At 64.4% G+C, this 14,574-nt stretch carries 15 protein-coding genes; 14 read left to right on the top strand and 1 reads right to left on the bottom strand.

Translation table 11 applies throughout. The features are described from left to right. A partial coding sequence (locus AC1DYX_RS05620; protein ID WP_477257140.1) for a uracil-DNA glycosylase family protein occupies nucleotides 1-344 on the top strand: 344 nt, incomplete at its 5' end. Beyond that, nucleotides 328-1,281 (top strand): DUF1853 family protein, encoded by a 954-nt coding sequence (locus AC1DYX_RS05625; RefSeq protein WP_477257142.1) that lies wholly within the window; start codon nucleotides 328-330, stop codon nucleotides 1,279-1,281. The genes AC1DYX_RS05620 and AC1DYX_RS05625, both read left to right, overlap by 17 nt. A 62-nt stretch (nucleotides 1,282-1,343) precedes the next feature. On the opposite strand, the gene lplT is transcribed toward AC1DYX_RS05625, so the two are convergent. Then, the gene (gene lplT / locus AC1DYX_RS05630) at nucleotides 1,344-2,606 is read right to left on the bottom strand and encodes a lysophospholipid transporter LplT (protein ID WP_477257144.1); all 1,263 of its coding nucleotides are present in this window, start codon (nucleotides 2,604-2,606) and stop codon (nucleotides 1,344-1,346) included. A gap of 137 nt (nucleotides 2,607-2,743) precedes the next feature. On the opposite strand from lplT, the gene alr reads away from it, so the two are divergent. The 12 genes from alr (at nucleotide 2,744) to AC1DYX_RS05690 (ending at nucleotide 14,565) form a co-directional block, all read left to right on the top strand. Beyond that, a complete protein-coding gene (gene alr / locus AC1DYX_RS05635) occupies nucleotides 2,744-3,856 on the top strand; it encodes an alanine racemase (protein WP_477257146.1) in 1,113 nt (370 codons plus the stop codon). Between the two features lie 12 nt (nucleotides 3,857-3,868). After that, entirely contained in the window at nucleotides 3,869-5,245 is a 1,377-nt protein-coding gene (radA, locus tag AC1DYX_RS05640; protein ID WP_477257148.1) for a DNA repair protein RadA, read from the top strand. Nucleotides 5,246-5,344: 99 nt separating this feature from the next. Next, nucleotides 5,345-5,665: a PilZ domain-containing protein gene (locus AC1DYX_RS05645; protein ID WP_477257150.1), complete on the top strand. Its 321-nt coding sequence runs from the start codon at nucleotides 5,345-5,347 to the stop codon at nucleotides 5,663-5,665. 573 nt (nucleotides 5,666-6,238) lie between these two features. After that, complete coding sequence (gene pstS / locus AC1DYX_RS05650; RefSeq protein ID WP_477257152.1) at nucleotides 6,239-7,282, top strand: phosphate ABC transporter substrate-binding protein PstS; 1,044 nt, start codon at nucleotides 6,239-6,241, stop codon at nucleotides 7,280-7,282. A gap of 195 nt (nucleotides 7,283-7,477) precedes the next feature. After that, nucleotides 7,478-8,410, top strand: a complete 933-nt coding sequence (gene pstC, locus AC1DYX_RS05655) for a phosphate ABC transporter permease subunit PstC (RefSeq protein WP_477257192.1) — start codon at nucleotides 7,478-7,480, stop codon at nucleotides 8,408-8,410. After that, nucleotides 8,410-9,264 carry a phosphate ABC transporter permease PstA gene (gene pstA / locus AC1DYX_RS05660; protein WP_477257154.1) on the top strand — a complete coding sequence of 285 codons (855 nt, stop codon included), beginning with the start codon at nucleotides 8,410-8,412 and terminating at the stop codon, nucleotides 9,262-9,264. Before pstC ends, pstA begins: the two co-directional genes overlap by 1 nt. 24 nt (nucleotides 9,265-9,288) lie before the next feature. Next, nucleotides 9,289-10,095, top strand: coding sequence for a phosphate ABC transporter ATP-binding protein PstB (pstB, locus tag AC1DYX_RS05665; RefSeq protein ID WP_477257194.1), 807 nt, complete (start codon nucleotides 9,289-9,291; stop codon nucleotides 10,093-10,095). Between the two features lie 192 nt (nucleotides 10,096-10,287). After that, the gene (gene phoU, locus AC1DYX_RS05670; RefSeq protein WP_477257156.1) at nucleotides 10,288-10,998 is read left to right on the top strand and encodes a phosphate signaling complex protein PhoU; all 711 of its coding nucleotides are present in this window, start codon (nucleotides 10,288-10,290) and stop codon (nucleotides 10,996-10,998) included. A 3-nt stretch (nucleotides 10,999-11,001) separates the two neighbouring features. Then, nucleotides 11,002-11,694, top strand: coding sequence for a response regulator (locus AC1DYX_RS05675; RefSeq protein WP_477257158.1), 693 nt, complete (start codon nucleotides 11,002-11,004; stop codon nucleotides 11,692-11,694). A gap of 13 nt (nucleotides 11,695-11,707) precedes the next feature. Beyond that, nucleotides 11,708-13,000, top strand: a complete 1,293-nt coding sequence (gene phoR, locus AC1DYX_RS05680) for a phosphate regulon sensor histidine kinase PhoR (RefSeq protein WP_477257160.1) — start codon at nucleotides 11,708-11,710, stop codon at nucleotides 12,998-13,000. A 174-nt stretch (nucleotides 13,001-13,174) separates the two neighbouring features. Further along, a complete protein-coding gene (locus AC1DYX_RS05685; protein ID WP_477257162.1) occupies nucleotides 13,175-14,113 on the top strand; it encodes a patatin-like phospholipase family protein in 939 nt (312 codons plus the stop codon). Nucleotides 14,114-14,157: 44 nt separating this feature from the next. Continuing rightward, nucleotides 14,158-14,565, top strand: a complete 408-nt coding sequence (locus AC1DYX_RS05690) for a heme-binding protein (RefSeq protein WP_091666564.1) — start codon at nucleotides 14,158-14,160, stop codon at nucleotides 14,563-14,565. Nucleotides 14,566-14,574 lie beyond the last annotated feature (9 nt).

The raw sequence follows: 14,574 nt of genomic DNA on the forward strand, positions 1-14,574 counted from the left end.
ACCTGATTAAATGCCGTCCGACGACCCCGAACGGCGGCGAGCGTGCGCCGACGGCCGCGGAGGCGGCGGCATGCCGGCCGTACCTGGAGCGCGAGGTGGTGCTGACCGGTGCCGCGACCGTGCTCACGCTCGGCCAGATCGCCGCCAACACGCTGCTGGGCCGGCCGCTGGCGGAGCCGCTGGCAGGCAGCAGAGGCAGCGTCCACGCAATGGAGGCGGGCGCGCAGCCGGTGAATCTCGTGGCCACGCTGCATCCGGGCGAGCTGCTGCGGCGCGGTACCGACAAGGCCCTCGCGTGGGCCGACCTGTGCAGGGCAAGGAACGCCCGTGCGCGATCGGGCTGACACCTACCAGTCGTATTTCGAACGCCGCTGGCGCCATCTGCGGCGCGCGCGGGTGCGGGCGCTGGCCTGGCTGCTGGACGCCCCGGACCTGCTCGACATCCACGATCCGCACTGGGAAGGCCGCATCGCCACGCTCGGCCCGATGGCGCCGGAGACGGCGCGCTGGCTGGAGGAACTCGACGCCGACCCGGCCCCGCTCGACGCCGCGCTGGGCGCGAAGATATATACGCGTCTCGGCCTGTACGCGGAAAAGCTGATGGCTTTTTATTTCGCGCACCAGGGGCGCCTCGTCGCGCACGGCCTGCAGGTGCGCGCAAGCCGCAACGACACCGTCGGCGAGTTCGACTTCCTGCTGGATGCCGGGGACGGGACGAATGCGGGCGTGGAACACATCGAATTCGCCACCAAGTTCTACCTGCTGCAGGGCGATTCCAGCGCGGGCTTCGACACGTTCGTCGGCCCGAACCTGGCGGACAGCCTGGGTCGCAAGATGCGCAAGGTGTTCGACCGCCAGCTGGAGCTGGGCAACCATCCGGCCGCGCAGGACGTGCTGCCGCGGCCCGTCGTTGCGGCGCGCGCGCTCGTCAAGGGCTGGCTGTTCTACCCGCGGGGGGCGTACCAGGCCATGCGGGGCATCACGGCCGGCCATTGCCGCGGCTTCTGGTGCGCGCTGGAAGAACTCGAAACGCTGCCCGGCGACCACTTCCTGGTCCTGCCGCGCCTGCAATGGCTGCCCCCGTTCCGCGCGCAATCGGCAACGTGGATGCTGGACAAGGCCCAGCTGGCTGCCGAACTGGAAGACCATTTCCTCGCATCGGATGCGCCGGTGCTCGTGTCGCTCGTGCGCGAAGAGCCGGGTGCCATCGTCGAATTCGAACGGGGCTTCATCGTCCCCAACGACTGGCGCGAACGCGCCGACGCCCGCCTGCGCCCCTGAATCAATGCCTGGTAATTCGGGGTCAGAGCACTTTTTCGAAAAAGTGCTCTGACCCCGAATTTTCAATGCTTATGTTCGCCGATCAGCGCGAGCGAATCGTGCTCGCGCTGGTTGGCCGCGTGGCGGCGGCCGATCAGCCACATGATGCCGGCCAGCGAGAGGCCGAACATGACGATGATGATGTTCAGGTCCAGGTTCAGCGTGATCATGATGGCGTACAGCGCCAGCATGGTGAGGATGGACAGGTTCTCGTTGAAGTTCTGCACGGCGATCGAGTGCCCCGCGCTCATCAGCACGTGGCCGCGATGCTGCAGCAGGGCGTTCATCGGGACGACGAAGAAGCCGGACAGGAGGCCGATGATCAGCAGCAGCGGCACGGCGACCGTCAGCGAATACACCATCGTCATCGCGGTGACGACGAGACCCATGATGACGCCCAGCGGGATCACGGTCAGCGATTTCTTCAGCGGGATCATCTTGGCCGCCGCCGCGGCGCCGACGGCGACGCCGATCGCGACGACGCCGATCAGGCTCGTGGCTTTGTCGAGGGGCATGTGCAGCGAGCGCTCGGCCCATTTCAGCACGATGAATTGCAGCGTGGCGCCGGCGCCCCAGAACAGCGTCGTCACGGCCAGCGAGATCTGGCCCAGTTTATCTTTCCACAGCGTGGCGGAGCAGTCGGCGAAATCGGCGATCAGTCGCGCCGGATTGCGCTCCTGGTGCTCGTAGCGCGCGCCGGTGTCCGGAATGCGCAGGTTGAAGCCGGCCGCCAGCGCGTACACGCCGATCAGTACGGCGAGCTGGCCCTTGGTCGGCGTGTTGATGCCGGTGTCGATATACGGCACGTCGAATGTCATCAGCCAGTCGCCGCCATGCTGGCTGACGAGGGCGCCGCCCATGACGGTGCCGAGGATGATCGACATGACGGTCAGGCCTTCGATCCAGCCGTTGGCCGCCACGAGTTTTTCCGGCGGCAGGAGTTCGGTCAGGATGCCGTACTTGGCCGGCGAATAGACGGCCGCGCCGAAGCCGACGACGGCGCAGGCGACGAGGGGATGCACGCCGAAAAAGATCAGGCAGCAGCCGAAAACTTTGATTAAATTAGCGATGAACATCACACGTCCCTTCGGCATCGAATCGGCGAAGGCACCGACGAAGGCGGCCAGCAGGACGTAGAACAGGACGAACGACAGCTTCAGCAGGGGAGTGAGCGAAGCCGGGGCTTTCATCGCCGTTAGCAGACCGATCGCGACAAATATCAGCGCGTTGTCTGCCAGCGACGAGAAGAACTGCGCCGCCATGATGGTATAAAAACCACGATTCATTCGAAAAGTTCAAAAAACAGGATGGGTTGCTTTATACCATGAAAGATCGGTAAGCCCAAGGAATCGACAAACCGTCAGTTCACTGCGGCAGGTAAAATAAACCTTTCGTTTCGGGCCGCCGCCCCCATCTGTAAGCCATGCCACGCCCCCTGCACGCCACCATCCACCTCGATTCCATGCAGCATAATCTGGCCCGTGCGCGTGCCTGTGCGCCGCAGGCGAAAATCTGGGCGGTGGTGAAGGCGAACGCCTATGGCCATGGCCTGGAACGGGGCCTGCGCGGCTTCGTGCAGGCCGACGGCCTGGCGCTGATCGAGACGGAAAACGCCCTGCGCCTGCGCGAGCTGGGCTGGGTGAAACCGATCCTCTTATTAGAGGGAATCTTCGATCCTTCCGACATCCCGCTGCTGGCCGAGCACAATATCGCTAGCACGGTGCATTGCCTGGAACAGGTCAAGCTGCTCGAGTACACCCAGCTGTACCATCCGATCGACGTGCACCTCAAGATGAATACGGGCATGAACCGCCTCGGCTTCCGGCCGGAAGAGTTCGCGGCGGCTTACCGACGCCTGCGCGCCATCCCGGGCATCCGCAACATCACCCTGATGACGCATTTCGCGAACGCGGACGAGCTGGAGCATCCGCGCCTGTCGATCGCCGAGCAGGTCCGGCGCTTCCGCCTCGGCGCGGACGGCCTGCCGGGCGAGCGCAGCCTGTCGAATTCCGGCGGCGTGCTGCACACGGCGGACCTCGTCCAGGAATTGGCGAGCGACTGGGTACGCCCCGGCATCATGCTGTACGGCGGCGCGCCGGGCGGACGCTCGGCGCGGGACTACGGCCTGCTGCCGACGATGACCCTGAAATCGGAAATCATCGGCATGCAGCACCTGCAACCCGGCGACAGCGTCGGCTATGGCAGCCGCTTCCAGGCGGAGACTTTCATGCCGGTGGGTATCGTCGCCTGCGGCTATGCGGACGGCTACCCGCGCCACGCGGAGCACGGCACGCCCGTGCTCGTGGACGGTGTCCGCACGACGCTCGTCGGCCGGGTATCGATGGACATGATGGCCGTCGATATGTCGCCGATCCCGAACGCGCGCGTGGGCAGCAAGGTCACGCTGTGGGGCGATGGCTTGGCCGTAGACGAGGTGGCCCATGCCGCCGGCACGATCGGCTATGAATTGATGTGCGCCCTGGCGCCGCGCGTGCGCGTGGCCGAGGCGCCGCTCGGGTGCGATCCCGTTTTATGAATAAAAGGAACCATGGCTAAACCCCGTACCAGTTTCGTCTGCAGCGATTGCGGCGCCGTCGCCAGCCGCTGGACCGGCCAGTGCACCGATTGCAAGGCCTGGAACACGATGACCGAACAGGTCGAGACCGCCGGCCTGAACCGCATGTCGCAGACGCAGATGCACAAGAGCCTGGCGCAGACGGCGCCCGTGCTGTCGCTGAAGGACATCGAGGCGATCGACGTGCCGCGTTTCGGCACCGGCATCGATGAATTCGACCGCGTGCTGGGCGGCGGCCTCGTCGCGGGCGGGGTCGTGCTGATCGGCGGCGATCCCGRCATCGGCAAATCGACGTTGCTGCTGCAGGCGCTGGCCAACCTGGCCACGACGCGCAGCACGCTGTACGTCTCGGGCGAGGAATCCGGTGCCCAGATCGCGCTGCGCGCGCGCCGGCTGCAGGTCGAAGCGAAGGACCTCAAGCTGCAGGCCGAGATCCAGCTCGAGAAAATCCTGGGCACGATCGCCGACCGCAAGCCGGACGTGGYCGTGATCGACTCGATCCAGACCTTGTATTCGGACGCCCTGACGTCGGCGCCCGGTTCCGTCTCGCAGGTGCGCGAGTGCGCGGCCCAGCTGACGCGCGTGGCCAAGCAGACGGGCGTCACCATCATCCTCGTCGGCCACGTGACGAAGGAGGGCGCGCTCGCCGGTCCGCGCGTGCTGGAGCACATCGTCGATACCGTGCTGTACTTCGAGGGCGATACGCAGTCCAGCTTCCGCCTCGTGCGCGCCATCAAGAACCGTTTCGGCGCCGTCAACGAGCTGGGCGTGTTCGCGATGACGGAAAAAGGCCTGAAGGGCGTGTCGAACCCATCCGCCTTGTTTCTTTCGCAACACGACAACCAGGTGCCGGGTTCCTGCGTGATGGTGACGCAGGAGGGCACGCGGCCTCTGCTGGTCGAAGTGCAGGCCCTCGTCGACGCCAGCCATTTGCCGAATGCGCGCCGGCTCTCGGTCGGCCTGGAGCAGAACCGCCTCGCAATGCTGCTCGCGGTGCTGCACCGCCATGCCGGCATCGCCGCCTTCGACCAGGACGTGTTCATCAACGCGGTCGGCGGCGTCAAGATCACGGAACCGGCGGCTGACCTGGCCGTGCTGCTTGCCATTAATTCATCGATGCGCAACAAGGCACTGCCGCGTGGCCTCGTCGTGTTCGGCGAAGTGGGCCTCGCCGGCGAGATCCGGCCGGCGCCGCGGGGCCAGGAGCGCTTGCGCGAGGCGGCCAAGCTCGGTTTTTCCGTGGCTGTGATCCCGAAGGCCAATGCGCCGAAGCAAAAGATTGAGGGCATGACCATCGTGGCCGTCGAGCGGATCGACGAAGCCTTCAGCAAGCTGCGCGAACTGGACTGATACTGGACTGATAACGTTGGGATTTAAACTTCGCCAACACATGGGTTGCCGTTTGCACCTATAATCCCACCTCGTTTGTTATCAGCTTCACAGGTAAACGTGGTTACAGATCAGAGGAAATCCGCACGCAGGATCCTGAAGGTGAGGGCCGTCCTGGCGATGGAAGGCCAGGTCCCTGTCCAGGTCCGCACGTCCGATATCGGCGCCAATGGCGTCAGTCTCACGGTCCCCAATCCGTTGCAGACGGGGCAGGTGGGCCAGGTGGCGTTCGACCTGCTGGTCGACGGCAAGCCGTTCCCGCTGCAGGCCCGGGCCAGGGTCATGTATTGTATTTTCAGCAATGGGGAGTTCAAGGCCGGGTTTCAGTTCATGAACCTGGACCTGAATGCGTTGAGCCAGCTGTCACGATTCCTGCGCTAAGTAACGCCAGCATGTCGCGAACGTCACGCGTGGGCACAGGGTGCCCACCCTACCGCAGGATGTCAAGAAAAGCGGCGAGCGCCTGGGGCCCCGCCGCTTTTTCTTTGCTGAGGCCTCATCGGTCTCCAATGCTATTCGTGATAGCGGTCGTGTAATTTCTCTGAGCAGCCTCTGCCTTCAATAATAGCCTCATACAGCACGAGGCCGGCGATACCTGTCAGAATTCCTGTAATTACCAAGACTAACATACGCGTTTACACCCTTGGGGCGTCCCTCCGATTCCTTTGTTCCGCTTGTTCGTTATTGAACGTGTTTGTAGGACAAATCCTCCGTATCAGTGAACACTTCCACAGTAGCAGAAAGCCCTCTATTTACAAGGGGTTGCCAAGGGGATTTGTCTCGGCCGTACATTCACCCGTCGCGCATGAATATGACAGGCCTCCAGGCGCTGTCACATTATGCATTATGCATGTCATATAGCTGAATTGACCATGTCATAAAGCCGTCATATTTGCTCACTACACTGCGCAGCATCAACCGTGTCACCCCCCCCTAAAACCAAAGGACCTTGATATGCGCATGAAGCAACTGCTGGCAACCATCATCATCGGCACCACCGCCGCGTTCGCGAGCACCGCGACGCTGGCCGCCGATATCACCGGTGCTGGTTCGACCTTCGCCTACCCGATCTATTCCAAGTGGGCGGAGATGTACAAGAAGACCAGCGGCAACGGCTTGAACTACCAATCGATCGGCTCGGGCGCAGGCATCAAGCAGATCAAGGCCAAGACCGTCGACTTCGGCGCATCGGACATGCCGCTGCCCGTCGAGGAGCTGAACGAAGCCGGCCTGATGCAGTTCCCGACGATCATGGGTGGCGTCGTCACCATCGTCAACCTGGACGGCGTCGCCCCGGGCCAGCTGAAGCTGACCGGCCCGGTCGTCGCCGACATCTACCTGGGCAAGATCACCAAGTGGAACGACCAGGCGATCGCCGCCCTGAACCCGGGCGTCAAGCTGCCGGCCGAAGACATCACTGTCGTGCACCGCGCCGACGGTTCGGGCACCTCGTTCCTGTTCACCAACTTCCTGTCGCAGACCAACCCGGACTTCAAGGCCAAAATCGGTGCCGGCACCGCCGTGAAATGGGTCGTCGGCGTGGGTGGCAAGGGCAATGACGGCGTCGCCGCCAACGTCCAGCGCATCAAGGGCTCCATCGGCTACGTCGAATGGGCGTACGCCAAGAAGAACAAGCTGGCCCACACCCAGCTGAAGAACCGCGACGGCAACTTCCTGCAGCCGGACGACGACAACTTCAAGGCCGCCGCCGCCAACGCCGACTGGATCAAGGCACCGGGCTTCGGCGTGGTCCTGACCGACCAGCCGGGCAAGAACGCCTGGCCGATCACCGGCGTGACGTACGCGATCGTGCACAAGCAGCAGGCCGACGCCGCCAAGGGCAAGGAAGTGCTGAACTTCTTCAACTACGCCTTCAAGAACGGTGCCGGCGCTGCCGCCGAACTGGACTACGTGCCGATGCCGGAAGCCGTTGCCAAGCTGGTCGAAGCGGCCTGGAAAAACAACCTGAAAGACGGTTCGGGCAAGGCGATCTGGTAGTGAGCATTCACCCGAAACGTGGGTAGCGTCGCTCCCACCCTCCCGGCGAGAGGTCGGGAAGGTGGGAGTGACGCATTTTTGCTTCTGGGTAACAAATTGGATAACGACATGAACGCACATTCCGCGCTCGCCGCCGACGAGGCCGGCCAGGCCGCGTTGCGGGAAGAAGCCCGCAACGTCGCCCTGCGCAATACCATGCGCGTGCAGCGCATCCAGGACTTCATCTTCCACAAGGTGACCTTGCTGTTCGCCGCGAGCGTACTGCTGGTCCTGGTCGGCATCATCATTTCCCTGGCGATCGGCGCGGCGCCGGCGTTCCGCGAATTCGGCGCATCCTTCCTCGTGACCAACGAATGGGATCCCGTCAACGACAAATTCGGCGCGCTGATCGCCATCACGGGCACGCTGGTGACGTCCATCATCGCGCTGCTCGTCGCATTCCCCGTCAGCTTCGGCATCGCGCTGTTTCTCACCGAGATCTGCCCGACCTGGCTGCGCCGCCCGATGGGCATGGCCGTCGAACTGCTGGCCGGCGTGCCGTCGATCATCTACGGCATGTGGGGCCTGTTCGTGTTCGCCCCGCTGTTCGGCGACTACGTCCAGCCGCTGCTGAAAAAGACGCTCGGCGTGCTGCCGTTCATCGGCCCGTTCTTCCAGGGGCCGGCGATGGGCCTGGGCCTCCTGACCGCCGGGATCATTCTCGCCGTCATGATCATCCCGTTCATCGCCTCCGTCATGCGCGACGTGTTCGAGATCGTCCCGGCCGTGCTGAAGGAATCCGCATACGGTCTCGGCTGCACGAAGTGGGAAGTGGTGCGCAAGATCGTGTTGCCGTACACCCGCGCCGGCGTCGTCGGCGGCGTGATGCTGGGTCTCGGCCGCGCACTCGGCGAGACGATGGCCGTCACGTTTGTGATCGGCAATGCCAACGACCTCAAGCTGTCGCTGTTCTCGGCGGGTAACTCGATTTCCTCCACCCTGGCCAACGAATTCGCCGAAGCCAGCTCGCAGTTGCACGTGTCCTCGCTGTTCGCACTGGGCCTGATCCTGTTCGCGATCACGTTCATCGTGCTGTCGGCCGCCAAATTGATGCTCGTGGGTATGTCCCGTAAAGAAGGGGTGAAGTAATGGATGCCGTCGTCAATGCCGTCTACCGCCGGCGCCTGCTGGGCCACCGCATCGGTATCGCGCTGTCCGTGTTCGCGATGGCCATCGGTCTAGGCTTCCTGCTGTGGATTCTTGCGACTTTGCTGATCAATGGTTTCGGCGCACTGTCGCACACACTGTTTACAATGGATACGCCGGCTCCCGGCAGCCCGGGCGGCGTGCGCAATGCCATCGTCGGCAGCCTCATGATGGTGGGCCTGTCGACCGCGATCTCGACCCCGGTCGGCATCCTGGCCGGCATCTACCTGGCCGAGTACGGACAGAACAACAAGTTTGCCGCCGTCACGCGCTTCGTCACGGACATCATGCTGTCGGCGCCGTCGATCGTCATCGGCCTGTTCGTGTACGCGCTGTTCGTTGCGCGCTTCGGGCATTTCTCGGGCTATGCCGGCACGATCGCGCTGTCGCTGATCTCGATTCCCGTCGTCGTGCGCACGACCGACAACATGCTGCACCTCGTGCCGAACAGCCTGCTGGAAGCCGCGTTTGCGCTGGGCGCGCCGCGCTGGAAGGTGTCGATGACGGTGCGCCTGCGCGCCGTGAAGGCGGGTGTCGTCACCGGCGTGCTGCTGGCCGTGGCCCGCATCGCCGGCGAAACGGCGCCGCTGCTGTTCACCGCGCTGAACAACCAGTTCTTCAGCCTCGACATGCAGCAGCCGATGGCCAACCTGCCGGTGGCGATCTACCTCTTCGCGATGAGCTCGTACGAAGACTGGCGCAGCCTGGCCTGGGGCGCAGCCCTGCTGGTGACCTTCAGCGTCCTGCTCCTGAACATCCTGTCGCGGACCCTGTTCCGCCAAAAGACTCCGCAATAATTGACGAAGACCCCAGATCCCATGATGACCCAGACCCTGTCCAATCCGGCCCAGACGAAGAGCGCGGCCAAGCCCAAGACCAAGACCATCGAGATCTCCGGTCTGGACTTTTATTACGGCAAGACGAAGAGCCTGAAGAACGTCAGCCYGGACGTCCACGACAAGCAGGTCACCGCGTTCATCGGCCCGTCGGGCTGCGGCAAGTCCACGCTGCTGCGCACGCTGAACCGCATGTACGACCTGTATCCGGGCCAGCGCGCGGAAGGGGCTATCCTGTACCGTGGGCGGAATATCCTGGAACCGGGTGTCGACGTGAACATGTTGCGCGCCAAGATCGGCATGGTGTTCCAGAAGCCGACGCCGTTCCCGATGTCGATCTACGACAACATCGCCTTCGGCGTGCGCCTGTACGAGAACCTGTCCAAGGGCGAGATGGACGAGCGCGTGGAATGGGCGCTGAAGAAGGCCGCCCTGTGGACGGAAGTGAAGGACAAGTTGAACAAGAGCGGCCTGTCGCTGTCCGGCGGCCAGCAGCAGCGCCTGTGCATTGCGCGCGGCGTCGCGGTGAAGCCGGACGTGCTGTTGCTCGACGAGCCGACGTCGGCGCTGGACCCGATCTCGACGGCCAAGATCGAAGAACTGATCAGCGAGCTGAAGGGCGACTACACGATCGCCATCGTCACGCACAACATGCAGCAGGCCGCGCGCTGCTCCGACTACACGGCCTATATGTACCTGGGCGAACTGGTGGAATTCGGCGAGACCGACCAGCTGTTCCTGAATCCCGTACGCAAAGAAACCCAGGACTACATCACCGGCCGCTTTGGATAGGGGGCTTTGCAACCTACTGCGCGTTGCAGGAGCGGCCTGCGATGCTCCGCTACGGCGGACCGGCCGTACCGGATGTACGGCTGCGCTTCTCGGCCACTCCTGCGGCCGCTCGCTACGGTTGCAAAGCCCCCCGATGCGCTAACACTGCACGTTATTAGAGTAAGATAACGATAGACGATAGGAAATGAAAACATGGTAGGCGAGCACTCTTCCAAGCAGTACGACCAGGAGCTGGAGGCGATCCGGTCGAAAGTGCTGCTGATGGGCGGCATGGTGGAAACGCAGTTCGACGAGGCGCTGAACTGTTTCCGCGTCGGCAATACCGAGCAGGCCGACAAGGTCATGGCGGACGACCACGCCGTCAACCAGCTCGAAGTCCAGCTGGACGATGCGTGCAGCCACCTGATCGTGCGCCGCCAGCCGGCCGCCAACGACCTGCGCACGGTGATGGCGACGATCAAGGTGATCACGGACCTGGAGCGCATCGGCGACGAGGCCACCAAGATCGCGCGCACGGCGAAGAGCCTGCACGAGCGCGGCATGGTCAGCTTCAACCACTACGAGACGGTGCGCACGATCTCGCGCGCCACGGCCGACATGCTGCACGACGCGCTGGACGCGTTCGCGCGCCTGGACGGCAAGGCCGCCGTGCAGATCATCGCCCAGGACGACGTGATCGACCACGAGTTCCGCACGATCATGCGCAGTACCATCACGTTCATGATGGAAGACCCGCGCACGATCTCGTCGGCGCTGGACGTGCTGTGGGTCGCGAAGGCGATCGAGCGCATCGGCGACCATGCCAAGAACATCGCCGAGTACGTGATCTACGTCGTCGAGGGGCGCGACATCCGGCATTCGAAACCGAATGGCGCCGCCGTCGCGGCGCATGGCGAAGGGTGATCGATGGCGGCCAACACGAGCGTCCTGATCGTCGAGGATGAGCCGGCGATCGTCGAACTGGTGAGTTACTCGCTGCGTGAGACGGGTTGGGATATCCGCACGGCCGCCAACGTGGCGTCCGCATGGGATTCGATCGTGCACGGCAGGCCCGACCTGCTGCTGCTCGACTGGATGCTGCCGGACCAGAGCGGCCTGCGCCTGCTGTCCCGGCTGCGCGGCGACCGCGACTTCCAGGACATCCCCGTCATCATGCTGACGGCGAAGAGCATGGAAGAGGACAAGATCGCGGGCCTGAACACGGGCGCCGACGACTACGTGACGAAACCGTTCTCGCCGCGCGAACTGCTGGCCCGCTCGAAAGCCCTGTTGCGCCGCAAGAGCCCGCACCTGGCGGAGGCGCCGCTGACGGCGGGGCCGGTCACGCTAGATCCGGCCAGCTGTACCGTCACCCTGGACGGCCGCCAGCTGGACATGGGCAACGCGGAATACCGCCTGCTGAAGTTCCTGATGGCGCACCGCGAGCGCGTGTTCTCGCGCAGCCAGCTGCTCGACAAGGTGTGGGGCGACGCCGCCGCCGTCGAGGAACGCACGGTCGACGTCCACGTCCTCCGGCTGCGCAAGGCGTTGAAGGAAGCGGAAAAGCTGATCAAGACCGTGCGCAGCGTCGGCTACATGCTGTCCGAAAAAGAAAAATAGAAAGGTCGTCCGCTTGAATCCTCGTGTCGTGTTCTGGGTCCCGGCGCTGCTGCGCCTGGGCCTGATGCTCGCCGTCGCCGGCATCGGCTGGTGGCTGCTGGGACCCGTCTCCGGGCTGGCGCTCGCGCTGCTCATCACCCTCGGCCTGCTCGTCAGCCAGCTCCAGTACCTGCAGAAGCTGGGCGAGTGGCTGGACGATCCRCAAAGCACCAGGCTGCCGGACGGGTGGGGCGCCTGGACCGACGTCTTCGCCCGTTTATACCGGCTACGGCGCGACGACGAGCGCAATCGCGACGAACTGACGGAATGGCTCGCGCGCTTCCGCCAGGCCATGCACATGCTGCCGGAAGGCGTGGCGATCATGGACGACGTCCTGTTCCTCGAATGGTGCAACCCGGCCGCCGAACGCCACCTGGGCCTCACGCTGGAACAGGACAAGGGCCGGCGCGTGACCAACCTGATCCGCCACCCGGAATTCATCGACTACCTGATCCTCGGCCGCTATGAACAGCCGCTCACGCTGTCGCTCCGCAGCCGCAAGCTGATCGTGCAGATCATCCCGTTCGAAAACCGGCGCCAGATCCTCGTCACCCACGACGCCACCGAGACGGAGCGCATCGAGGCCATGCGCCGCGACTTCATCGCCAACGCCTCGCACGAGTTGCGCACGCCGCTGACGGTGATCGTCGGCTTCCTCGAGATCGCCATGGCCGACCCGGGCCTGGACGAAAAGACCCGCACGGCACACCTGATGCTGATGACGGAGCAGGCGCAGCGCATGCAGCGCCTGATCGAAGACATGCTCACGTTGTCGCGCCTGGAATCCGACGAATATCCGCTGAAGCGCGACCGGGTCGACGTCAGGGCTCTCGTCGAGCAGGTGGCGAACGACGCCCGCGCGCTGTCGAACGGCCGCCACCAGATCGATTTCACCGTCGACGGGCCTGACGTGATGGGCAATACCGAGGAATTGCGCAGCGCGTTCGGCAACCTGGCCAGCAATGCCGTGCGCTACACGCCGCAGGGCGGCAAGATCGAGTTGCACTGGCTGCGCGGACCGAACGACCTGCGCTTCGAAGTGGTCGATAACGGCATCGGCATCGACGAGCAGCATATCTCCCGGCTGACGGAGCGCTTCTACCGCGTCGACAAGAGTCGCTCGCGCGAGACGCAGGGCACGGGCCTGGGCCTGGCCATCGTCAAGCACGTGCTGCTGCGCCACGGCGGCAAGCTGGCGATCCGCTCGTCGCCGGGCAAGGGCAGCGTGTTTACGGCGTCGCTGCCGAACACGTCGCTGCCGGGTTGAGACAACTGGTAGGGTGGGCGCCCCGTGCCCACGCGCAGCGCATGCGGTTCGCAAACGTTCGCGTGGGCACAAGGGTGCCCACCCTACTACAGGTTCTTAAGCGCCGCTGAAGCCGGCCCGGAAAAGGACGGGATCAGGGTACAATCCCGTCTTTGCCTCGCATTCTGTCACCGGATGACCCTCTCCCGACGTTCCCTTCTTGCCGGCCTCGGCGCCGCCGCGGTGCTGGCCGGTTGCGGCTCCGCGCCCACCCAGCCGGCCGCACCGGTTGCCGCCGCGCCGGCGCCCCTGCCGCTGCGTCATGTAAAGATCGCGCTCGCCCTGGGCGGCGGCGCCGCGCGCGGCTTCGCCCACATCGGCGTGATCAAGGCGCTGGAMGCCCAGGGCATCGTGCCCGACATCGTCGTCGGCACCAGTGCGGGCTCCGTCGTCGGCGCGCTGTATGCGTCCGGCTACAACGGTTTCGCCCTGCAGAAAATTGCGCTGGACATGGACGAAACGACCATTTCCGACTGGGCCATCCCGTTCTTCAGCAAGGCCCCGGGCGTGCTGAAAGGGGAGGCGCTGCAGGCCTATGTCAACAAGGCCGTGCACAGCCAGCCCATCGAAAAGCTCAAGATCCCGTTCGGCGCCGTCGCCACCGATCTCAAGACGGGCCAGCCGATCCTGTTCCGGCGCGGTAACACGGGCATGGCCGTACGCGCATCGTCGTCCGTGCCTGGTGTGTTCCAGCCCGTCGTGATCAATGGCCGGACGTACGTCGACGGCGGCCTCGTTGCGCCGGTTCCGGTGCGCTTCGCCAGGGAGATGGGCGCCGAGTTCATCATCGCCGTCAATATCTCCAGCGCGACCGAGGCCCAGGCCACCGCGAGTTCCGTGGATGTGCTGATGCAGACGTTCACCATCATGGGCCAGCGCCTGAACCAGCACGAGCTGAAGGACGCCGACGTCGTCATCACTCCCGCGCTGGGCGCGATGGGCAGCGCCGACTTCAACGGCCGCAACCTGGCCGTGCTGGCGGGCGAACAGGCCGCCGCCGGCGTGATGGCCGACCTGAAGGCCAGGCTGAAGGCAAAACAGAGCACGCCGGTCCCGCTGGCGGCCGCGCGCTGATCGTATTAATTTTTTTGTAACGCACTACGAAAGAAAGACACAAGATGCAAACCAAGCCCGTCCTTACCCTCGAAGACATCAAGAAGATCGCCGCCGGCGCCGAAGCGGAAGCCGTCGCCAACGGCTGGAAGGTCGTCATCGCGATCTGCGACGACGGCGGCCACCCGCTGTGGCTGCAGCGCCTGGACGGCGCTGCGCCGGTGTCCGCCCACATCGCCCCGGCCAAGGCGAAAACGGCCGCGCTGGGCCGCCGTGAGTCGAAGATCTACGAGGACATGATCAACAACGGCCGCGTGTCGTTCGCCCGCGCGCCGGAACTGGACGGCATGCTGGAAGGCGGCGTGCCCATCGTCGTCGAAGGCCATGTCGTCGGTGCCGTCGGCGTGTCCGGCGTGAAGTCGGCGGAAGATGCGCAGATCGCCAAGGCCGGTATCGCGGCGCTGGGCCTGTAATTTTTCGCT

It is taken from the genome of Massilia sp. P2_C2 (genome assembly GCF_056404615.1).